Origin of the sequence: Streptococcus agalactiae (assembly GCF_949788565.1) — a bacterium.
GTDB classification, from domain to species: Bacteria; Bacillota; Bacilli; order Lactobacillales; family Streptococcaceae; genus Streptococcus; species Streptococcus agalactiae.
This window is the reverse complement of sequence record NZ_OX460931.1, coordinates 1,956,742-1,975,992: the sequence shown is the minus strand read 5'-3', so window position 1 is coordinate 1,975,992 and position 19,251 is coordinate 1,956,742. Positions and strand designations below refer to the sequence as shown.

The following is a 19,251-nucleotide window of genomic DNA, read 5'->3' as shown; positions in this document are numbered from 1 at the left end:
GTGTTATAATTAGGTCTTAAGAGGTTATTTAATGAAAAGATTTCGTTTTGCAACCGTCCATTTAGTTTTAATAGGCCTGATTTTATTTGGACTATTAGCTATTTGTGTTAGGTTATTTCAATCCTATACGGCTCTATTATTGGCTATTTTTGTTGCTTTATCTTTTGTTGTTGCCTTATTATATTACCAAAAGATAACTTATGAACTATCTGAAGTTGAACAAATTGAATTACTTAATGATCAAACAGAAGTTTCTCTTAAGAGTCTTCTTGAACAAATGCCAGTTGGTGTTATACAATTTGATCTTGAAACAAATGATATTGAGTGGTTTAACCCTTATGCAGAATTGATTTTCACTGGGGATAATGGCCATTTTCAGTCTGCTACTGTTAAAGATATCATTACTAGTAGACGTAATGGAACGGCTGGGCAATCATTTGAATACGGTGATAACAAATATTCAGCTTATTTGGATACAGAGACGGGTGTTTTCTATTTCTTTGATAATTTCATGGGGAATAGAAGAAACTATGATAGTTCAATGCTACGTCCAGTTATTGGTATTATTTCCATTGATAACTACGATGATATTATGGATACTATGTTAGAGGCTGATATGTCAAAGATTAACGCCTTCGTGACTAGTTTTATTTCTGATTTTACACAGTCTAAAAATATTTTTTATCGTCGTGTCAATATGGATCGATACTATATTTTTACCGACTATAGCGTTTTAAATACATTGATAAAAGATAAATTTGATATTTTAAATGAGTTTCGAAAACGCGCTCAGGAAAACCATTTATCATTAACATTAAGTATGGGAATTTCTTATGGTGATGGTAACCATAATCAAATTGGGCAAATTGCTTTAGAAAATCTTAATACAGCACTCGTTCGCGGAGGAGATCAAATAGTAGTACGTGAAAATGATAGTAGTAAAAAAGCACTTTACTTTGGTGGTGGTGCTGTTTCAACTATTAAACGTTCACGAACACGTACCAGAGCTATGATGACTGCTATTTCTGACCGTTTGAAAGTAGTTGATAGTGTCTTTATTGTGGGACACAGGAAATTGGACATGGATGCACTAGGTGCATCTGTAGGGATGCAATTTTTTGCTAGTAATATTGTTAATGCCAGTTATGTAGTTTATGACCCAAATGACATGAATTCTGATATTGAAAGAGCAATTGATTACTTGCAAGAAGACGGCGAAACACGTCTCGTAAGTGTTGAGAGAGCTTTTGAACTAATTACTCAAAATTCTTTATTAGTCATGGTAGACCATTCTAAAACAGCTTTAACCTTATCTAAGGAATTCTTTAACAAGTTTGCAGATGTTATTGTGGTAGATCATCATAGAAGAGATGAAGATTTTCCCAAAAATGCTGTCCTTTCATTTATAGAAAGTGGCGCAAGTAGTGCCAGCGAATTAGTTACAGAATTGATTCAATTTCAACAAGCTAAAGATAAATTAAGCCGCAGTCAAGCAAGTATTTTAATGGCTGGTATCATGCTTGATACAAGAAATTTTGCATCTAATGTAACGAGTAGAACTTTTGATGTGGCAAGCTATTTACGCGGTTTAGGTAGTAATAGTATGGCTATTCAAAAAATATCAGCTACAGATTTTGATGAATATCGTTTAATTAATGAATTGATTTTAAAAGGTGAGCGTATTTATGATAACATCATTGTTGCTACCGGAGAAGAACATAAAGTTTACTCGCATGTTATAGCTAGTAAAGCAGCTGACACCATGTTGACAATGGCAGGTATTGAGGCTACTTTTGTTATTACTAAAAACAGTTCAAATATTGGTATTTCAGCGCGCAGTAGAAATAATATCAATGTCCAGCGCATTATGGAAAAACTTGGTGGTGGCGGACATTTTAGTTTTGCTGCTTGTCAAATACAAGACAAGTCTGTAAAGCAAGTTAGACGCATGTTACTTGAAATAATTGACGAAGATTTAAGAGAAAATAGTACAGTCGAAAATAGAAGGGATTAATTGAGATGAAAGTTATTTTTTTACAAGATGTTAAGGGGAAAGGAAAAAAGGGTGAGGTTAAGGAAGTACCTACTGGTTATGCTCAAAACTTCTTATTAAAAAAGAATCTAGCTAAAGAAGCAACGACACAAGCTATCGGTGAATTAAAAGGAAAACAAAAGTCCGAAGAAAAAGCGCAAGCAGAAATTTTAGCACAGGCACAGGAGCTGAAAACACAATTAGAATCCGAAACTACACGAGTGCAATTTATTGAAAAGGTAGGTCCAGATGGTCGTACGTTTGGTTCTATCACAGCCAAAAAGATTGCTGAAGAGTTACAAAAACAATACGGCATTAAAATTGACAAACGTCATATTGATTTAGATCATACTATTAGAGCGATTGGTAAGGTTGAAGTACCAGTAAAATTACATAAACAGGTTTCTTCACAGATTAAGCTTGATATCAAAGAAGCGTAAACTGAGAGATGATAAAGGTTGACAAGTCAGGAGGAATGAAGTTTGGCAGAAGTATCTGAGCTAAGAGTACAACCTCAAGACCTGTTGGCAGAACAGGCCGTTTTAGGATCTATCTTTATCTCACCAGAGAAACTGATTATGGTGAGAGAATTTATAAGTCCAGATGATTTTTATAAATATTCACACAAAGTTATCTTCAGAGCGATGATTACCTTAGCTGATAGAAATGATGCAATTGATGCTGCTACTGTTAGAAATATTTTAGATGACCAAGGTGATCTTCAAAACATTGGTGGGTTGGGCTATATTGTTGAATTAGTTAATAGTGTTCCAACAAGTGCTAATGCGGAGTTTTATGCCAAAATAGTTTCTGAGAAAGCCATGTTGCGAGATATCATTTCTAAGTTGACAGATACTGTCAATATGGCCTATGAAGGAAATGATTCTGATGAAATTATTGCTACCGCTGAGAAGGCTTTAGTTGATATTAACGAACACAGTAATCGTAGTGGGTTTAGAAAGATATCTGATGTTTTAAAAGTTAATTACGAAAACTTAGAATTACGTTCACAGCAAACCTCAGATGTCACAGGTTTACCAACTGGATTTAGGGATTTAGACAGGATTACTACAGGTTTACATCCAGATCAATTAATCATCTTAGCGGCTCGTCCTGCAGTAGGTAAAACAGCCTTTGTTTTAAATATTGCTCAAAATGTTGGAACTAAACAAAATAGACCTGTAGCTATTTTTTCACTTGAAATGGGGGCTGAGAGTTTAGTTGACCGTATGTTGGCAGCAGAGGGAATGGTTGATTCCCATAGTTTACGAACTGGTCAGTTGACGGATCAAGATTGGAATAATGTAACGATTGCTCAAGGAGCTTTGGCGGATGCGCCAATTTATATTGATGATACGCCCGGGATTAAAATTACAGAAATTAGAGCACGCTCTAGGAAGTTATCTCAAGAAGTTGATGATGGTTTGGGTTTAATCGTCATTGACTACCTCCAATTAATTTCAGGAACTAGACCAGAAAATCGTCAGCAAGAAGTTTCTGAAATTTCAAGGCAGTTGAAGATTTTAGCTAAAGAATTAAAGGTTCCTGTTATCGCATTAAGCCAGCTCTCTCGTGGGGTTGAGCAAAGGCAGGATAAACGACCGGTCTTATCTGATATTCGTGAATCTGGATCGATTGAACAAGATGCTGACATTGTTGCTTTCTTATATCGAGATGATTATTATCGTAGAGAGGGCGAAGAAGCAGAGGAAATTGTAGAAGATAATACCGTTGAGGTTATTTTAGAAAAGAACCGTGCTGGTGCGCGTGGGACAGTAAAATTAATGTTTCAAAAGGAATATAATAAATTTTCTAGTATAGCTCAATTTGAAGAATAGGAGATGTTAATATGAGTGATGCATTTGCAGATGTTGCAAAAATGAAAAAAATAAAAGAAGATATCAAGTCACATGAGGGACAGATGGTAGAACTTACTCTCGAAAATGGTCGTAAGAGGGAAAAAAATAAAATTGGGCGCCTAATTGAAGTTTACCCATCTTTGTTTATCGTAGAGTATAAGGATACTGCAGCTGTACCAGGAGCAATTGATAATACTTATGTAGAGTCTTACACTTATTCAGATATTTTAACTGAGAAAACTTTAATTCGTTATTTTGATGACGAGTCAGCAGAATAATATGAAAACCTCGACTGAGGTTTTTTGTTTCTATAAAAAAATTTACTAATTCTCTATTGGTGGTTAGAATTAAGAATTTTTCTTATTATAATCGGAAATACTTATTAGATATCTATTTGTATTTAAGGTTTAAGAGATATAAAAACTTGATTCAATATTATTTTCATGATATAATATAGCTTGTGTGAAATAACAGCAGAAAAATATGAAGCTCGTCAACAGGTGGTTAACTAATCTAGTACCCTTTGCTGTTTAGGCGAAAATCCCCTGCACGAATCAGGATTTTTTAAATCGTTATTTCCTCAATTATTTTAGAGGAGGACATTTAGATGTCACGTTATACTGGTCCATCATGGAAACAATCACGTCGCCTTGGTTTATCACTTACAGGCACAGGTAAAGAATTGGCACGTCGTAACTACGTACCTGGTCAACACGGTCCTAATAACCGTAGCAAGCTTTCAGAATATGGCTTGCAGTTAGCTGAGAAACAAAAACTTCGTTTTTCATACGGACTTGGTGAAAAACAATTCCGTAACTTGTTCGTACAAGCTACTAAAGCAAAAGAAGGAACTCTTGGTTTTAACTTTATGGTTCTTTTAGAGCGTCGTCTTGATAACGTTGTTTATCGTTTAGGACTTGCAACAACTCGTCGCCAAGCTCGTCAATTTGTTAACCATGGTCATATCCTTGTTGATGGTAAACGTGTTGATATCCCATCATACCGCGTTACTCCAGGACAAGTTATTTCAGTTCGTGAAAAATCAATGAAAGTACCTGCAATCCTTGAAGCTGTTGAAGCTACTTTAGGACGTCCAGCTTTCGTATCATTTGATGCTGAAAAACTTGAAGGTTCATTGACTCGCCTTCCAGAACGCGATGAAATTAACCCAGAAATCAATGAAGCACTTGTCGTTGAATTCTACAACAAAATGCTTTAATTTTAAGATATATCTTACAGAAAGCCTACAACAGTGGGCTTTTTGTCTTATCTTAAAACATTGATTTCTGGGTTTGCTTACTTTTTTGCTAACTTTTGATTTTTTACTATATTGAGTTAATTGCTGTTTCAAAGAATGAGACAGCTTTTTTTGCATTCTCTTTTGATAAATGGCTATAAATATCCATAGTCATAGATAGAGTAGAGTGCCCTAATCTATATTGGAGTTCTTTGTAGGGGATACCTGTGTTCAGCAATAAACTAGCGTGAGTGTGACGAAAACCATGGAAGCCTATATTCGATACATTTGCTCTTTTAAAATGTGTTCTTAATCGAGTTTGTAAGGTTCTATTGTTTGGGTACTTATGGATAAAATCAGAAAATACCACTGTTTCTGAACGCCCTAACTTCCATGCTTCTTGAATCTGTCGTCGTCTATACTGCTTAAGCATTGTAACTGTTTGATTATCTATGTCAATTTCACGATAGCTTGACTTTGACTTTGGACTATTAATTTCTTGCTTGTAATTTAGCGTTTTTGTGACATGAACAACGGCATTATCCAAGTCGATATCTGACCAGTTTAGAGCTAACGCTTCATTAATGCGACAACCTGTAGCTAATAAAAACTTATAAAGTGTGACTTCATAGAAGTATCTGTATTTACTTTTATCTAGATTGTTTAAGTAGTTGAAAAATGTTCTTAGTTCATCATTTTCGAAATGCTTTACTCTTTTAGTGTTAGCTTTCTTAGTGTTGCGAGGGAGAATGACCTCACGCGCAGGGTTGAATGGTATAGCTTGCATGATAACGCCATACTGTAGTATACGTTTATTCAGCGCGTGTATTCTGTCATAATGGAGGTAAGCTTTTCTTTCTCCTTTATTAGTTTTATCAGCTAGTTTATTGATGATAGACTGTATAAGTGGTGTCGTTAACTTATCAAGCTTATATGCTCCAAAAATTGGTATGACATGAACGGTTAACAGCTTTTCAGTAGCTAGCTGAGTATTGTATTTTACGGTATGTTTGTAACTATCCCACCATAAGGTTGCAAGTTCCTGATAACTTGTTACGGAAGTAGCTTTGAAGCGAGTAGAACCATTTTTTATAAACTCGACAGCTTCTTGCTTAGCTTTTTCTCTAACTTCTTTCTTAGTTCGTCCTGTTATTTTAGTAGTTACTTTTTTACCTGTTACTTTATCAGTACCAAGATAAATACTGGCACGATAAATTACCGTACCATCTTTCTTTTTTACTTCAGTTATTTTCATGATCATAAACCTTTCCATCAGCAGGCAAGCTATTATTAAAGGGATTTTAGGTTTATATCATGCCAGAGCTTACGAGAAGATTCTTATTTCGTTTGTTTTGGAGAAGTCGGTAAAATTACCTGGTTAAAGGTTAAAATGCGATTATGGATGATTTAAAGCTGTTTTTCAGGGGTTTTTGACAAAGTTAGCTTACTGGATAGCTAACAAAATCCTTTACATTTAGAACGTGCGTGATATAATATAGTTAACAAAGATAACTTGTGAAGGATTAACGCTGGGTCCCAGAATGGGGTAAGCCTTCGGGCTGAGCATTCCTATGTGCCAGGGGTTATCTTTTTTATTTAGATTTTTTCAGACTTTCAACAAAATGTTGAGGGTCTTTTTCTATTTCAGAGATAATAAAATCAACGAATTTTTGAGAATAAGTGTAGTGTTCAGATTTACCTATTTTATGGCAATAAGAATATTTTTCATCAGACTTTATTGAATAGAAATCAATCACTAATGTTAGGACATATTGATTAAAACCAGATTTATAATTAAGTTTAATATTCTTTTTATTTAGTCTATCATTTACAACAGATATAATATTTGCATATGAATATTTGTGCGTTTCTGATGGATCTTTTAAATCTTTTAAAATAGCAACTTGAGAAGGTGATTGATTTGCAATTGATACTATAAAATCGGCTTCAGATTTTTTCTTAGTAATATAAAGATTTTGTTTAATACCAATAGCGAATTTATCAGAATTATACTCTGTCACTAAGACATCTATGGCATTTGCCTGTTGGATGAATTTTTCAGCAATTTCCGCAGGATATTTTAATCTAATTTGTTCGTTAGATAATGGTTCGTAAGTTGCAGTGATAGTTAAAAAATTTTGGGAAATGGCCTTTGTAACGTCTCTTGAATGAAATCGTTGAAGTTCATTGACATAGTTAAGTACACAAGCTTGGAAAAGTGGAGCATACTTTAATTCATAATCTTCTGTTATGTAGTGAGTACTAATATTCCTTAGTTCAATAATGCGCTCAAGATTAAGTCGAATTCTAGTGCTGTTGTCCGAGTATATTTTTTTTATAACACCTTCTAAGCTTAGTGTTCTATCAGGATTATCCTTAAAATAGATAGATTGATTACGATTTAACATTTCAGCTTTAAGCATCAATTCCCAAGCATTACAAATAAAGAAACTAAAGCCCTCAATTCGGTACTTAATCGTTGGTTTATTGTATATTTCAAGTCCCATAATAAAAGCTTCAATACTTTTATCAACTAACCTTGTACTTAAATTCTCCATATATTTCCTTTCTAGTTTTTTTCACGCGCTTCGAAATCGATCTGTACAATTTTATTAACATCAACAAAATACTTAACCACAAGTTTTCAGAATTTTTTCTAATTTAGTATCTTTAAGGTTACCCCCATCATAAAAAAATGTTGTTCAATCCAAGTTTTGAAACCGGTGGGAAGGGTCAACTGTCCAAATATTTGCTTTTTTTATCGCACGACCCCCCACCCCGAAGATAAGAATACTAAATTATCACATCATTAAAGAGACAAACGTTTCTAACTGCCATTGCTTTTATTGGAGGAGTAGTTGCATAAGTTGGAAATCGATTATACTTTTGCAAAGTGAATGATGAAAATAGCTCATGAATTACCAAATTTCCCGACGTTAGGAAATATCGGAACAGAAGCTCTCTACCTTATTGCCACCCTACCAGATAACCAAAAGCAAGAACAGCTTGATTGCTGAATTAGCGTGAATCTTTTTCAGATACGGAATACAGTAAAAGCTGTGGAAGATAATAATTCTTTATATATAGAAATTTCCATCTTGATCGGCTGGTTTTAGGATTGCTAAGATTCCTTCAACAACTCCAATGAATCCAGGGATAAATGTCCAACAGAAAATAAGGTATAGGATTCCTGTTCCTGTTTTACCGGCATAAAATTTATGTAAGCCAAATTCACCTAAAAACAGAGCTAATAGAACATAAATTACTTTATTTACTTTTCTTGGCATAAATTTTTCTCCTTTGTATAAAGCGTTTAAATACAGATACCATGGTTTTGTTTATATAGATAAAACCCTTGAAAATACTGGCGCGTGGGCTTTAAAAAAACTTGAAGTTAAATCTCAAATACGTTGGCTAATAAAGTCATTAAATCCATGTTAACAATGGTTTCACTAGCTTGTAGTGGTTCGCCATCTATATAATAATCAGTGATACGGCCATCTTTCATGATGGCTTTTACATTGTCTTTGGCAATTCTGCCAGTGGTTACTTGTTGGTGTAAGTCATTTAAATCTATCATACTTATTTATTCGTAATTTGTGAGGGAAAGTAAGGAAAGGTTGATATATTTTTTTCTTAGCATGTGGACGGTTGAAACGACCTTACTAATAGTAATGTCTGTTTTGGGGTGTTTTCAAGTCACGCCATACTTTTAGGGTATAGTGTGGACGGTTGGGGGAGTACGTGTAAATTTTAATAATTTCTTTCTTTCTCTATTATTGCTTGATATTCTGAAACTGCTCTATACAATACTAGATCATATAAATCTAACGCATATTCATATATTTTAGTAGATAATTCATCATGCTTTAATGAATTGAGTGAACGTATTATATTAGTTATACTTTCAGCCTCGTTACGAGCGCTGATAGAAGTATTTTTTAATGTATCAATCTCATTTTTTAAAGTTTTGAGAAACTCTAATCTATCTCTTTGAAGTATGTTTATATCATCTCCAAAATAATCTTTACCTACATGGGTAATTTCATTCAAATTAAAATCTGATTGGCCTAATAAATAAGTTATGTTTGTATCTAATAAATCAGCTAGAATTTTTATTTTATCTGATGGGATTGGGCTTTCCGACCGTTCCCATCTAGTAATTGTCCTAGGATTCACTTTTATTTCATGAGCAAGTTCTTTTTTAGTAAACTTGCTTTTTCTTATAAGTTCCGCTAAACGATTTTTTACATTAGACATATTGGGTGCTCCTTATTTTACACCACAAATATATCATCAAAGTGACAAATATGTCAACACATAGGCAAAAAAACTTGACAAGTGACATAATTGTCATTATAATTATTTTATAAAGTGACAAATATGTCTGTAGGAGGTCGGAAAATGACAAATAATTTTAGAGTTGTTTTAGCCAAGAAGCGAAAAAAAATCGCTGACGTGGCAAAAGCTACAGGTTTATCAAAAACAACGCTAACAGCTTTGTACTATGAACGTACCAAGAACCCCGAAGTAGAAACGCTTTTGAAGATTGCTAACTTTTTGGGTGTTACGCTAGATGAATTACTAACGGTTGAAGAATAGGAGGAACATCATGAATCTAGTATATTTAGACGGCAAGAAAGAGCCGTATACGACACAAGACATCATAGCTGAACATGCTGAAATTGATAACATTTCAGTGAGAAAGCTAATTGATAAGCACAGAGAAGATTTAGAAGCCTTTGGGGTTTTGTCATTTGAAATCCATAAACCCCACAAAGGTTCTTTAGGTGGGCGACCTAGAAAAATCTATCGCTTAAATGAACAGCAGGCGACTTTATTAGTTACTTACCTAGATAATACCAATCCAGTTAGGGTGTTTAAACAAAACCTAGTCAAGGCATTCTTTGGAATGCGAGAAGAACTCACTCAAATTAGGTTACAGCGTTCTCTTGAAGCTCCTAAACGAAAAACGCTTAATGAAGCTATCAAGACATGGGAACACGCGCCTAAAATGGCTTATCCGACTGTGTACAATCTATTGCTTAAAGCTGTTACTGGTAAGAATAGCAAGCAATTAAAAGCAACCAGAGGTTGTTATTCTGGTATTGACTGCTTAAACTCAATTGAGCTAGCACAGTACACCGCTTTAGAAGATATGGCAATCGCTCTTATCAATCTTAATTTTACCTATCAAGATATTAAGACAATGGCATTAAAAAACACGCTACAAGGCGCGTGAGAACAACAAAAAAGGCTTTGACAGCGACCAAACTTCCAAGCCTTTGACTAGTATAACTAAACTCAATTAATAAAGCAGGCAAGCTATTATTAAAGGGGTTTTAGTAAAAGATTTGATACTTCCATTGTATCATACTACCGCAGAGCAGGCAACGACTTAACAGTTGCAGTTCTCCCCGACAAAACAACAATAATCAAATAACGAGGTAAAACAGTGAATATCATAAAACAAGTAAAAAGTTCTTTTGGAGAACTTGAAATTGATTTTTATCTGGACAGGAATAGAAATATTTTTGTGACGATTGAACAATTAGCGCAGGGATTTGGATATAAGAGCCGAAATGCTATTGAAAAGATGATAGAGCGCCAACCCTACCTCAAAGAAAAGCGATTTTCAGTTACTGACAAATTGTCAGCTACTGATGGCAAACAATACGAGACCCGACTATTCAATAAGCGAGGAATTTTTGAGATCGGTATGCTGTCCAAAACGGAGAAAGGTAAAATCTTTCGTCAATGGATTTATGACCATATCGAAGAACTAGAAAGAGAAAACGCTAACTTTAAACTGATACGAGAGCTTGAAAAGTCTAATCATAAAGAATTAACACAAGCTATCAAGGATTGGGAACACTTTAATCAATGGAGCTACAAGGCTATTAGCGACCTTTTGCTAAAATCTGTCACAGGACAGACTGCTAAACAACTGAAACAGTCACGGGTAGGTTATGAAATTGCATTAGATTGCCTAAGTGCTGATGAGTTGACGCGATATAGAAAACTTGAACAAAAAGTAATTGTCCTATTGGAGCTCAATGCAGAATATAACGATATTAAAAAATTAGTCCTTTAACAACTGAATAGAGTACGCAAAAAAGTTTGATTTAGGGGTTGACTTATGTACGTGCTTATCATATGATATAAGCACGGGCTTAAATGAAAGGAGGAACTCCTATGAGTCCAAAAATGGGCAGACCTGTAAAAGGTACAGCTAAACGTGATAAACGGCTGGAAGTTCGTTTGACCGCTGACGAGTATAATGCAATACAAGAAACAGCGGATAAAAATGGATTATCTAAAGCGGATTTAATCGTTAAAGCTGTAAACTCTTATGAGTCTGAAAAATAAAAAAGTTCCTAACGTGGTATAGTTTGGCGACCGTACACGTTAGGAACTCCCAGCACCCACAAAGTAGGTACGTAAATAGTATATCATGCGTACTCTATTTTGTGAACCTAAAATTCATAGAAAGGGAGTGCGCTTTTTGTGTGCTCAAAAATCAAAACAACATGATTAAGAAAAAAAGAAATCCGAGAGTGTTATTTAGAAACGTCGCTTATAAACTATCTGAAATTGAAGGGAAAACATTAACAGAAACCGCTTCTTTTTCTTGGTTTTGGGAATTCAGAAGTTTGCAGAAGCGCCCTATACAAATGGAAGCGTAAAAAATGGCTAAAATTCGACCTCAAAAACGGTCATTATCGTAATGTTGAAGTATTACATGAAGTTACGCTTGAAAAAATGGCTAATAAGGAATTAAAAGAGCAAGGACTCATTTATAAAGCTAACATTTACTATGAACAAGTGGTCTCGACATCCGAAATTATAGAAGACATTAAAACCAAAACACAAGATAGAATTAAAGCCATCCACTTACAACAAAAAGCGCTAGAGCGTATCCCTAGCGAGTTATTCGCAGAATTATACACTAACATGAACTAATCAGGGAGCTACCCCTTAAACCTAGCATGAATCTAGTATAGGAAACCGGCAATTACACAGAAAATAAAATTAAGCGAGAAAAAACATAATGAAATATAGAGTAGAAACAAATCCTTTTTCAAAAGATAGATACACTCCTGAACAACGAGAAATGTTCAAAAATCGCCAACTCAGCAAAGATAAAGCTGAAGTCTATTTCACTCGACTATATAACCAACATATTGCTCGGGTGATTATTGCTAATGTAATGGCAGAGTATACGACTACATTCAGGAAAAGTGCCACTACTTTTGAAGAAGCATGGGGCGCTTTAGGTTATAAACAAACCACAGAGATTGTCTTTAGAGCCGTTAACGGTTTACCTTGTTCAGAGAAAGACACAGGGGAATTAGAAACTTATTTAAGTGAGGTATCGGCATGATGCAAGAACTTAACCTTACACCAACACAGACACTTATTTTATTCATTGTTTTAGGTCTCTTAGGGCTTCTTCTTAGCCGTTCTAAGCCATTAATAGAGATTGACTTACCAGAAGATACCCAAGCACCTAAACTACCTCAGAACGCAAACTATGGGGCTTATATTCAATCACAGAACCATTATTACAATTAGAGAGGAACTGCATGACAACGGAAGAATATTTTAAAAAATTGCTAGAAGATAGCGAAAAACATCCTACAAATTGGTTAAGTGATAGGGTTTTAGACAAAAATATCAAAATGCTAGATGAAGATATTGAAGCAGAGTGGGACGATTTTCCGTTATTCACGAAAAAAATATTTATCAATACTACACAACGTGACTATAACAAAGCTGATGCCGTTGTTAAATTTTTGGAATCAATGCCAATAGAGATGGAATATAAAAAAGTGCTAAATATAGTTATACAAGCATTGAACGAGTTAAAAGATAGTCTTAAAAATCAAGTGCTTGGTGTTATTGATAACCAAATCCTGTTTCCAAATGATAAGGAGGACACGAAATGACACTACCAGAGAATTATAGACGTGTCCTTAATCTGATCAAGGTTGGGGCAGACAATCCCATTACAGGGGCAGAGATTGGCTTAATACTGAAACTTGAAGAACGTTCCGTCCAAAGTATCATCAGTAACTTAATCACGCGCTATAACGTCCCTATTGTCGCTATAAGACATGGGTTTAATCGTGGCTACTTCATCCCAGCTAATAAGGAAGAATTACTAGAGGGTGCCAAAGCCTTTTATAACCAAGTACAAAAAGAACAAGAACGTTTGTCTGTATTAATGAATGCGGACCTAGAGAGTTATAAGAAGTTACTGAAGGAGGCTGATATGAATGTTTAGTTTAAGTAAAGAGAGTGAACAGGATTTAACTCAGGGGGTACTGGAGCTGGTAGGAAATTACCTGGAAGTACGTGAGCAAACCCAGCCCAGACTATTAGGGTTGATAACAGCCCAGCAAATTAAAGATGAACTAGGCATAAAGGCCAAGACATTAAAGCGTTGGGAAGATAACGGTCTAAGACGATACCAACCACCACTAGAAGATACGAGGAAGCATTACTATAAAGTCAGTGATATTCTTATTTTTTTGGGGGTGGATACGTAAATGGCTATTTATGAAACAAGAGGTTTTAGTTCTTATCTCTACCCCTACAAAGGACAGTTAGAACCATTTGACTATATTGCTCATTTTAAACCTTTGAAACCTCCTGAAGGCATCGATATTGAAGAATACAAGCGAACACAAGCTCCCTACTGCCTGAGTGGCAAAGTCACAGCAGAGAAAAACGGTAGCTATAAGCGTAATAATGCTAGTTTGGTTTACCGTGATTTGATTTTTCTTGACTATGATGAAATAGAAACAGGCGTAAACCTACCTAAAATCGTTTCTGAGACACTTTGGGAGTACAGTTATATTATTTATCCAACGATTAAACACACACCCAAGAAGCCCCGTTATCGTCTTGTTGTGAAGCCTAGTGACGTAATGACTGAAGCGACTTATCAACAAGTGGTCAAGGAGATAGCCGATAAGATTGGACTGCCTTTTGATTTAGCTAGTCTTACCTGGTCGCAATTACAAGGCTTACCCGTTACAACAGGCGACCCAGAGGACTATCAGCGCTCTGTGAACCGTGGTCTTGATTATCCTGTTCCTAAAAACGGTAGCACACCAAACAGACAGGTTGTTACTACTTACACGCCACGCCCTAGAAGTCAGCGTTCTATTACCATGAGGGTCATAGATACCTTGTTTAATGGTTTTGGAGACGAAGGCGGGCGCAACGTGGCCTTAACTAAGTTTGTTGGCTTGCTATTTAATAAGTGGGTTGATTGTGATATAGAAACAGCTTATGAGTTGGTACAAATAGCTAACAGCGTGACAACTAACCCCCTACCAGAGAGGGAGCTAGATAGGACTTTTGAAAGTATAGCAAGAGCAGAATTTAGAAAGAGAGGATAGAATCATAGAAAAGGAAGAATTGAAAAGCCTGGAAAGTAAAATCTTAGAGGCGCGTGAGAATGAGCAACCGCCCAAGACCATGAGAGAGCTAGAAAACCGTATCTTTCAAGCTGGTGAACAATGGCGGGAAGAACACACGGAAACCAAAATAAATGAAAGTACAGGGGACGTTACCGAAAAGGTGGCCATGCCCCAGGTTTTCACAGTTGCCAAAATGCTAAGCGAAATTATCACCTTTACTTTTATCAGTAAAAGCAACGTACCTGATTATAGCCTACTCTATATCTATGATTTAGATGAGGGCATATATACGGCTAGTAATGACCTATTTAACCGATTTTGTAAGACTTTTGACGTGAGGATTAAGCCTAGGGAATGGCCCCAGATTAAGCTAATGGTTAGGACATTGACAAGGATAAAGAAACCGCTGGAGAGCGCCTACTTTATCCCTGTACAGAATGGCATTATTGACTTAAGGACTAAGGAGCTACTTCCTTTCAGTCCTAAATATGTGATTACAAGTAAAATCAGTACAGCTTACCACGCGCCTAAGCGGGTCCCAACCGATAGGGAAGGGAAGACATTTGACGATTGGTTAAACTCAATCGCTTGCAATGATAGTGAACTAGTAACCTTGTTTTGGCAGATTATCCTGGAGGCTATCAATCCAAACCATACACGGAATAAGTTTGCTATCTTTTACGGGGACGGTAACAACGGAAAAGGGACGTTTCAGCGGTTTCTTATCAATCTGATAGGAGAAAGTAACGTATCAGCATTGAAGCCCGTCCAGTTTGCTGAAAAGCATAACCTGGAAACGCTAGTAGGTAAAGTTTGCAATATTGGAGACGAGGCACCTAATGAATACTTAAAAAATCCGTCTGACCTAATGAGTATTACCAGCGGGGACACCGTGCTAGTCAATCCAAAGGGGCGCCCAGCTTTTGAAGCGACCTTCAAACTCTTTAATGTCTTTTCAGGAAACTATATTCCCAACGGTGGAAATAAGACAAAGGGCTGGTATAGGCGTATTATGATTGTCCCATTTAATGCTGACTTTAACGGTGAGAAAGAAAAGCCCTGGATTAAAAATGATTTTTTAGGCGAAAAAGAGGTGCTAGAGTATGCCCTTTATAAAGCTATCAACCAGGAGTCGTTTACTCATTTTATCGAACCGCAGGCAGTCAAAGGCCTGTTAGAGGAATACCAGGAAGATAATGATTACTTGTTATCTTGGGTAAAACATGAGTACATGGAAAGAGGTTGGCACGAGCTGGACGTAGTCCCCGTTTTTATCGCTACAAGATCCTTGAAGCATTATGCTGAAGATATGGGAATACCTAAGCCAAATGTTTACGGTGCTGGTAAGGAGACAATCAGGCACTTACAACAGCTAACACAAAATAAGTACCAACTCAAAAAAGCGCGTGTAAAGGTTGAAGATCTTGACAAGTTAGACCCTTTGGAGTTTGAGAGACCGAAACTGGGGAGAGTAAATCACGCTATAACAAAAAAAGAATAATGTTGACCTTCTTTTGATGATCTAAACCCTTGTGGCAGTAAGGCGGGGCTATGTTACCTAGAAGGTAACAAAATCACTAAAGAAGGTAACAAATTGAAAAAAAGGAGCTAAAAAATGAAAATCAAACTATTTTATCAAAAACACAATGAATCACTAGATGATTTTGAATATCGGGTCAATCTCTTTACTCTATCAGTATCTGTAATAGATATCAAATTTTCAGAAGCAACTTATGGCAATTATGAGGATATGAGTACTACAACTTCTTTATTGGTCTCGTACAGGTAACTAGTATGAAACTAAAACTACACACACGAGGTGGTAACACCATCACCGTACAAGGAGACCGCACCCTTTATGATGAATTGGTTGAGATTCTCCTATCTGGCCGACAACCTAACTGGGTAAAGACTCCTTCTGGCACCATCAATTTATCAGAAATTATAGCAATCACAAAGGAGAAATAACATGAGAACATTTTCAGATACACCTAAAACATTTACATTTCACTATACTTTTAGAGACTTTGACACTGCACAAGTAGCTTGTCATGCTATCTTAGGTTACATGACTGGTACTTATGAGCAACCAGTGATTGACGCAACTTATCACAATGATGATCAAGGTGGTCATGCTAATCAGTTAGTCTTAAAATATGTTGAAGACAGAAAGTTAAGCAAGGTCTTCAAGCGTATCTGTGACAGCTTTAAGGACTATTACAACCAACCTGAGGATATGACGGATGAAGAACTTGATGACGTAGCTCAAGAAACTGAGTTACTAAAGGAGGTTGAAAGTACTGACAAGAAGCGCGTGGTTCCTTTATTTGACAATAGCCAAGAGAAAGCGGACAAACAAGACATATTCATGGCTTTCATCTCAGACCACAACCAACTCGCCGAACACGTTTCCATGAATTATAAAAAGATGACTCAAGAGGATTTAGGAGCTGTACTTGAATCTATCAGCCAAGGCTTTAATTATTTGTATGATATGGCTATTGAGGGTGAGTTACTGGTTAAATAAACAATCAGAGGGATTTCCCTCTTTTTGTCGTTTATCAATAGTTTTGGGTTATTTGAATACTAAGGAGAAAAGATGTTAGAACTAGCTATTGAGAGTATCATTAAACCAATGAAGAAACAGGAAAAGACTAGAGTTACAGGAACAATAAATGACCAATCTATCACCATAGACCTAGATAACCTAATCGTCCATTATGAGGGGCAAGAATTCTTACTTGAAACGATACCAGGAACTTATGGTGGTAAGCGCTACTTCTTCCTGTGTCCTGACTGTGAGAGACGTTGTAGAAAGTTATTTAAGGCTTCTCATGCCTTTGCTTGTGGTACTTGTCAGAAGCTTCATCAAGCGACACTCAATCGAAGTAAGACAGATTGTCAATACTATTGGCAACTAGCCTTTAAAGAGTGTCTGAAAGTAGATTCAAAAGCAAAACACAAACATGGTTATTATAGTTATGATGACTTTCCTAAGCGTCCAAAGTACATGAGAATGACTAAATACTTATATCATTGGAAGAGATTCCATTACTATATGGATAAGGGGGACAAATACTGGCTATAACATTCGGAAAAACAGATAGCTGTTATCAAAGCTAGATACGTGGATGACTTATCATGGGATGAGATACCCGACAAGCTAGGTTATTCAAGGAATACTGCATTCAAATTACATAGAGAAGCTTTAGAGGTATTAGATGAGCAAGAAGAACGCTATTCGTAAATTAAAAGAGTTTCATAGATGGCAACGTATCGCCAATAGCCTTGATTTAAGCTATAACGAGCGTTACCAGTTTGATATAAAATATCATCCCACGCGCAGAGAACACCTTGAAATAAGCCGAGAATGTGCCTTAGAGGAGCTAGACGCTATCAAGTATGCTATCAACCAACTGTCTAAGATAGACTACAGAAAGATATTGATTGAGTGTTACTTGATTAGTGAGAAAAAAACTCAGCAAGACATCATAGCAGAACTTAACAAAAGTCAAAGTTGGTACTACGAGACTAAGAAAAGAGCTTTGCTTGAATTCGCCCAGAGTTATAGGAATGGTGTGTTAATAACAACAGCATAGGCTCTTGGATATATGCAACTATACAGGTATAGTTTAAAGTGTTATAATAACTAAAAGGAGGTGCTACTATGCACGCTTTAGAAAAAAATACGCAGGTCAACTTTAAAACCAACAGTGATTTACTAGAGAAAGCTAAAGCTATTATCGCAGCCCAAAACCTTGACATGACAGCTAGCTTTAATTTGTTTTTAGAAAACATTGTACAAAATAAAGCCTTACCTTTTGAGACTGACACCGATAAAGAACGAGCTGAACTACTTGCAGGTTTACGAGCTGAAATTGCTAAAAGTTTTGACGATTTAGAGCATGGGCGGGTATACAACGCTAGTGAAGTGAGGGCTAACCTTGGTATCTGATAATAAAACCCATAGCCTTATTATCCCTGAAACCGTACAAGAACAATTACAGGAGATAAAAAGCTATATTGAAACTACTTACTTTTCGGAGCAGGCAGGGGCTAACACCGTCAACAATATTCTTTACGGGCTAGAACGTCTTGAATTTTTCCCAGAAGCAGGATTTAACGCAGATGACAGAGTAGGTGAAACTATTTACCCGCCACATAATACTCGTTGTATTGTTTTAGGGGACTACCTAGCTTTTTATCACATTTTAGAAGACAGAAAAGCCGTTTTTGTATCTTATATTATCCATAGCAAACAAGACTATATCAAACTGTTTAAGAAAAAATAAAAACGCAAGATTTACAGCAAACTAAAAAGCACCTTTATTGGGTGCTAGTTCTTGCCTGCTGAACTCATTGATTGACAGAGTTGTAAATTAAATTTTTGCTTACTTTTTGCTAACTTTGAAGGAAATTTTAATGTCAACTAATGTTGACAAAAAAAGTTTAAAATGTTGATTTAAAGCTATAAAGACTTGTAAAGCAACCTTAAGGAAGTCTCAAAAATACAGTACAACAAAATGCTTTAATTATTACATTACATACTTTAAAAGCCTATTTGATAGGCTTTTTTGTTATATACTTTTTAGTGAGTCATTATATTTAATGAACCAAAAAGATTTTAAACTAACACTAGAATAAAAATCAACACTGTCAGTTTGTAATGAGTAATTTTTTACTTTGTAAAAA

At 35.8% G+C, this 19,251-nt stretch carries 28 protein-coding genes and 2 pseudogenes; 25 read left to right on the top strand and 5 right to left on the bottom strand.

Annotated elements, in window-relative coordinates; genetic code table 11:
* The first annotated feature begins 31 nt into the window (after positions 1-31).
* The 5 genes from QOR44_RS10040 to rpsD all read left to right on the top strand — a co-directional run bounded on the left by QOR44_RS10040 (position 32) and on the right by rpsD (position 5,110).
* Entirely contained in the window at positions 32-2,014 is a 1,983-nt protein-coding gene (locus tag QOR44_RS10040) for a DHH family phosphoesterase (protein WP_000819771.1), read from the top strand.
* Positions 2,015-2,019: 5 nt separating this feature from the next.
* Positions 2,020-2,472 carry a 50S ribosomal protein L9 gene (gene rplI / locus QOR44_RS10035; protein WP_000864243.1) on the top strand — a complete coding sequence of 151 codons (453 nt, stop codon included), beginning with the start codon at positions 2,020-2,022 and terminating at the stop codon, positions 2,470-2,472.
* 42 nt (positions 2,473-2,514) lie between these two features.
* Positions 2,515-3,870 (top strand): replicative DNA helicase, encoded by a 1,356-nt coding sequence (dnaB, locus tag QOR44_RS10030; protein WP_000852645.1) that lies wholly within the window; start codon positions 2,515-2,517, stop codon positions 3,868-3,870.
* 11 nt (positions 3,871-3,881) lie between these two features.
* Positions 3,882-4,169 (top strand): Veg family protein, encoded by a 288-nt coding sequence (locus QOR44_RS10025; protein WP_001278152.1) that lies wholly within the window; start codon positions 3,882-3,884, stop codon positions 4,167-4,169.
* Positions 4,170-4,498: 329 nt separating this feature from the next.
* A complete protein-coding gene (gene rpsD / locus QOR44_RS10020; protein WP_000092759.1) occupies positions 4,499-5,110 on the top strand; it encodes a 30S ribosomal protein S4 in 612 nt (203 codons plus the stop codon).
* Positions 5,111-5,216: 106 nt separating this feature from the next.
* On the opposite strand, the gene QOR44_RS10015 is transcribed toward rpsD, so the two are convergent.
* The 5 genes from QOR44_RS10015 to QOR44_RS09995 all read right to left on the bottom strand — a co-directional run bounded on the left by QOR44_RS10015 (position 5,217) and on the right by QOR44_RS09995 (position 9,388).
* Positions 5,217-6,383: a tyrosine-type recombinase/integrase gene (locus QOR44_RS10015; RefSeq protein ID WP_025194117.1), complete on the bottom strand. Its 1,167-nt coding sequence runs from the start codon at positions 6,381-6,383 to the stop codon at positions 5,217-5,219.
* A 337-nt stretch (positions 6,384-6,720) separates the two neighbouring features.
* On the bottom strand, positions 6,721-7,686 hold the full coding sequence (locus tag QOR44_RS10010; RefSeq protein ID WP_000429451.1) for a DUF3644 domain-containing protein: 966 nt from the start codon (positions 7,684-7,686) through the stop codon (positions 6,721-6,723).
* A gap of 519 nt (positions 7,687-8,205) precedes the next feature.
* Positions 8,206-8,415 carry a TM2 domain-containing protein gene (locus QOR44_RS10005; protein WP_001137532.1) on the bottom strand — a complete coding sequence of 70 codons (210 nt, stop codon included), beginning with the start codon at positions 8,413-8,415 and terminating at the stop codon, positions 8,206-8,208.
* 107 nt (positions 8,416-8,522) lie between these two features.
* On the bottom strand, positions 8,523-8,708 hold the full coding sequence (locus QOR44_RS10000; RefSeq protein WP_000566299.1) for a competence regulator inhibitor paratox: 186 nt from the start codon (positions 8,706-8,708) through the stop codon (positions 8,523-8,525).
* Between the two features lie 173 nt (positions 8,709-8,881).
* Positions 8,882-9,388 (bottom strand): helix-turn-helix domain-containing protein, encoded by a 507-nt coding sequence (locus tag QOR44_RS09995; RefSeq protein WP_000073166.1) that lies wholly within the window; start codon positions 9,386-9,388, stop codon positions 8,882-8,884.
* 144 nt (positions 9,389-9,532) lie between these two features.
* Here QOR44_RS09995 and QOR44_RS09990 point away from each other — a divergent pair, with 144 nt between their 5' ends.
* From QOR44_RS09990 to QOR44_RS09895, 20 genes and pseudogenes are all read left to right on the top strand, one after another.
* Positions 9,533-9,730, top strand: a complete 198-nt coding sequence (locus QOR44_RS09990) for a helix-turn-helix domain-containing protein (RefSeq protein ID WP_001879466.1) — start codon at positions 9,533-9,535, stop codon at positions 9,728-9,730.
* A gap of 10 nt (positions 9,731-9,740) precedes the next feature.
* Positions 9,741-10,370 (top strand): Rha family transcriptional regulator, encoded by a 630-nt coding sequence (locus tag QOR44_RS09985; protein ID WP_001055230.1) that lies wholly within the window; start codon positions 9,741-9,743, stop codon positions 10,368-10,370.
* 213 nt (positions 10,371-10,583) lie between these two features.
* Positions 10,584-11,222 carry a BRO-N domain-containing protein gene (locus QOR44_RS09980; RefSeq protein ID WP_001021393.1) on the top strand — a complete coding sequence of 213 codons (639 nt, stop codon included), beginning with the start codon at positions 10,584-10,586 and terminating at the stop codon, positions 11,220-11,222.
* Positions 11,223-11,323: 101 nt separating this feature from the next.
* On the top strand, positions 11,324-11,497 hold the full coding sequence (locus QOR44_RS09975) for a plasmid mobilization protein (protein WP_000074662.1): 174 nt from the start codon (positions 11,324-11,326) through the stop codon (positions 11,495-11,497).
* 161 nt (positions 11,498-11,658) lie between these two features.
* Positions 11,659-12,091 (top strand): annotated as a pseudogene (locus QOR44_RS10280) (hypothetical protein).
* 88 nt (positions 12,092-12,179) lie between these two features.
* On the top strand, positions 12,180-12,512 hold the full coding sequence (locus QOR44_RS09965; protein ID WP_000877497.1) for a hypothetical protein: 333 nt from the start codon (positions 12,180-12,182) through the stop codon (positions 12,510-12,512).
* On the top strand, positions 12,512-12,703 hold the full coding sequence (locus tag QOR44_RS09960) for a hypothetical protein (protein WP_017645222.1): 192 nt from the start codon (positions 12,512-12,514) through the stop codon (positions 12,701-12,703). The genes QOR44_RS09965 and QOR44_RS09960 overlap by 1 nt, the downstream gene beginning before the upstream one ends.
* A gap of 11 nt (positions 12,704-12,714) precedes the next feature.
* On the top strand, positions 12,715-13,077 hold the full coding sequence (locus tag QOR44_RS09955) for a hypothetical protein (RefSeq protein ID WP_000206025.1): 363 nt from the start codon (positions 12,715-12,717) through the stop codon (positions 13,075-13,077).
* Positions 13,074-13,415 (top strand): hypothetical protein, encoded by a 342-nt coding sequence (locus QOR44_RS09950; RefSeq protein WP_000174500.1) that lies wholly within the window; start codon positions 13,074-13,076, stop codon positions 13,413-13,415. The genes QOR44_RS09955 and QOR44_RS09950 overlap by 4 nt, the downstream gene beginning before the upstream one ends.
* Complete coding sequence (locus QOR44_RS09945) at positions 13,408-13,680, top strand: hypothetical protein (protein ID WP_000492120.1); 273 nt, start codon at positions 13,408-13,410, stop codon at positions 13,678-13,680. Before QOR44_RS09950 ends, QOR44_RS09945 begins: the two co-directional genes overlap by 8 nt.
* On the top strand, positions 13,681-14,538 hold the full coding sequence (locus QOR44_RS09940) for a primase alpha helix C-terminal domain-containing protein (protein WP_001029300.1): 858 nt from the start codon (positions 13,681-13,683) through the stop codon (positions 14,536-14,538).
* Between the two features lie 19 nt (positions 14,539-14,557).
* Positions 14,558-16,060 (top strand): DNA primase family protein, encoded by a 1,503-nt coding sequence (locus QOR44_RS09935; protein ID WP_000838185.1) that lies wholly within the window; start codon positions 14,558-14,560, stop codon positions 16,058-16,060.
* A 114-nt stretch (positions 16,061-16,174) separates the two neighbouring features.
* The gene (locus QOR44_RS09930; protein WP_000694578.1) at positions 16,175-16,348 is read left to right on the top strand and encodes a hypothetical protein; all 174 of its coding nucleotides are present in this window, start codon (positions 16,175-16,177) and stop codon (positions 16,346-16,348) included.
* Between the two features lie 5 nt (positions 16,349-16,353).
* Positions 16,354-16,527, top strand: a complete 174-nt coding sequence (locus QOR44_RS09925; RefSeq protein WP_000768928.1) for a hypothetical protein — start codon at positions 16,354-16,356, stop codon at positions 16,525-16,527.
* A 1-nt stretch (position 16,528) separates the two neighbouring features.
* A complete protein-coding gene (locus tag QOR44_RS09920; protein WP_001258771.1) occupies positions 16,529-17,086 on the top strand; it encodes a hypothetical protein in 558 nt (185 codons plus the stop codon).
* A 72-nt stretch (positions 17,087-17,158) separates the two neighbouring features.
* Positions 17,159-17,647 carry a hypothetical protein gene (locus QOR44_RS09915; RefSeq protein ID WP_000891152.1) on the top strand — a complete coding sequence of 163 codons (489 nt, stop codon included), beginning with the start codon at positions 17,159-17,161 and terminating at the stop codon, positions 17,645-17,647.
* A 6-nt stretch (positions 17,648-17,653) separates the two neighbouring features.
* Positions 17,654-17,806 (top strand): annotated as a pseudogene (locus QOR44_RS09910) (DUF1492 domain-containing protein); the annotation flags it as partial.
* Positions 17,781-18,158: an ArpU family phage packaging/lysis transcriptional regulator gene (locus QOR44_RS09905; protein ID WP_000038826.1), complete on the top strand. Its 378-nt coding sequence runs from the start codon at positions 17,781-17,783 to the stop codon at positions 18,156-18,158. The pseudogene QOR44_RS09910 and the gene QOR44_RS09905, both read left to right, overlap by 26 nt.
* Positions 18,159-18,226: 68 nt before the next feature.
* The gene (locus QOR44_RS09900) at positions 18,227-18,514 is read left to right on the top strand and encodes a type II toxin-antitoxin system RelB/DinJ family antitoxin (protein WP_000543070.1); all 288 of its coding nucleotides are present in this window, start codon (positions 18,227-18,229) and stop codon (positions 18,512-18,514) included.
* Entirely contained in the window at positions 18,504-18,851 is a 348-nt protein-coding gene (locus QOR44_RS09895; RefSeq protein WP_000253104.1) for a type II toxin-antitoxin system RelE/ParE family toxin, read from the top strand. Before QOR44_RS09900 ends, QOR44_RS09895 begins: the two co-directional genes overlap by 11 nt.
* Positions 18,852-19,251 lie beyond the last annotated feature (400 nt).

What these genes read in the sequence shown, in the direction of transcription:
- QOR44_RS10040 (WP_000819771.1), top strand. Translation starts at nt 32, where the DNA reads ATGAAAAGATTTCGTTTTGCAACCGTCCATTTAGTTTTAATAGGCCTG.
- rplI (WP_000864243.1), top strand. Translation starts at nt 2,020, where the DNA reads ATGAAAGTTATTTTTTTACAAGATGTTAAGGGGAAAGGAAAAAAGGGT.
- QOR44_RS10025 (WP_001278152.1), top strand. Translation starts at nt 3,882, where the DNA reads ATGAGTGATGCATTTGCAGATGTTGCAAAAATGAAAAAAATAAAAGAA.
- rpsD (WP_000092759.1), top strand. Translation starts at nt 4,499, where the DNA reads ATGTCACGTTATACTGGTCCATCATGGAAACAATCACGTCGCCTTGGT.
- QOR44_RS10015 (WP_025194117.1), bottom strand. Translation starts at nt 6,383, where the DNA reads ATGAAAATAACTGAAGTAAAAAAGAAAGATGGTACGGTAATTTATCGT.
- QOR44_RS10010 (WP_000429451.1), bottom strand. Translation starts at nt 7,686, where the DNA reads ATGGAGAATTTAAGTACAAGGTTAGTTGATAAAAGTATTGAAGCTTTT.
- QOR44_RS10005 (WP_001137532.1), bottom strand. Translation starts at nt 8,415, where the DNA reads ATGCCAAGAAAAGTAAATAAAGTAATTTATGTTCTATTAGCTCTGTTT.
- QOR44_RS10000 (WP_000566299.1), bottom strand. Translation starts at nt 8,708, where the DNA reads ATGATAGATTTAAATGACTTACACCAACAAGTAACCACTGGCAGAATT.
- QOR44_RS09995 (WP_000073166.1), bottom strand. Translation starts at nt 9,388, where the DNA reads ATGTCTAATGTAAAAAATCGTTTAGCGGAACTTATAAGAAAAAGCAAG.
- QOR44_RS09990 (WP_001879466.1), top strand. Translation starts at nt 9,533, where the DNA reads ATGACAAATAATTTTAGAGTTGTTTTAGCCAAGAAGCGAAAAAAAATC.
- QOR44_RS09985 (WP_001055230.1), top strand. Translation starts at nt 9,741, where the DNA reads ATGAATCTAGTATATTTAGACGGCAAGAAAGAGCCGTATACGACACAA.
- QOR44_RS09975 (WP_000074662.1), top strand. Translation starts at nt 11,324, where the DNA reads ATGAGTCCAAAAATGGGCAGACCTGTAAAAGGTACAGCTAAACGTGAT.
- QOR44_RS09965 (WP_000877497.1), top strand. Translation starts at nt 12,180, where the DNA reads ATGAAATATAGAGTAGAAACAAATCCTTTTTCAAAAGATAGATACACT.
- QOR44_RS09960 (WP_017645222.1), top strand. Translation starts at nt 12,512, where the DNA reads ATGCAAGAACTTAACCTTACACCAACACAGACACTTATTTTATTCATT.
- QOR44_RS09955 (WP_000206025.1), top strand. Translation starts at nt 12,715, where the DNA reads ATGACAACGGAAGAATATTTTAAAAAATTGCTAGAAGATAGCGAAAAA.
- QOR44_RS09950 (WP_000174500.1), top strand. Translation starts at nt 13,074, where the DNA reads ATGACACTACCAGAGAATTATAGACGTGTCCTTAATCTGATCAAGGTT.
- QOR44_RS09945 (WP_000492120.1), top strand. Translation starts at nt 13,408, where the DNA reads ATGTTTAGTTTAAGTAAAGAGAGTGAACAGGATTTAACTCAGGGGGTA.
- QOR44_RS09940 (WP_001029300.1), top strand. Translation starts at nt 13,681, where the DNA reads ATGGCTATTTATGAAACAAGAGGTTTTAGTTCTTATCTCTACCCCTAC.
- QOR44_RS09930 (WP_000694578.1), top strand. Translation starts at nt 16,175, where the DNA reads ATGAAAATCAAACTATTTTATCAAAAACACAATGAATCACTAGATGAT.
- QOR44_RS09925 (WP_000768928.1), top strand. Translation starts at nt 16,354, where the DNA reads ATGAAACTAAAACTACACACACGAGGTGGTAACACCATCACCGTACAA.
- QOR44_RS09920 (WP_001258771.1), top strand. Translation starts at nt 16,529, where the DNA reads ATGAGAACATTTTCAGATACACCTAAAACATTTACATTTCACTATACT.
- QOR44_RS09915 (WP_000891152.1), top strand. Translation starts at nt 17,159, where the DNA reads ATGTTAGAACTAGCTATTGAGAGTATCATTAAACCAATGAAGAAACAG.
- QOR44_RS09905 (WP_000038826.1), top strand. Translation starts at nt 17,781, where the DNA reads ATGAGCAAGAAGAACGCTATTCGTAAATTAAAAGAGTTTCATAGATGG.
- QOR44_RS09900 (WP_000543070.1), top strand. Translation starts at nt 18,227, where the DNA reads ATGCACGCTTTAGAAAAAAATACGCAGGTCAACTTTAAAACCAACAGT.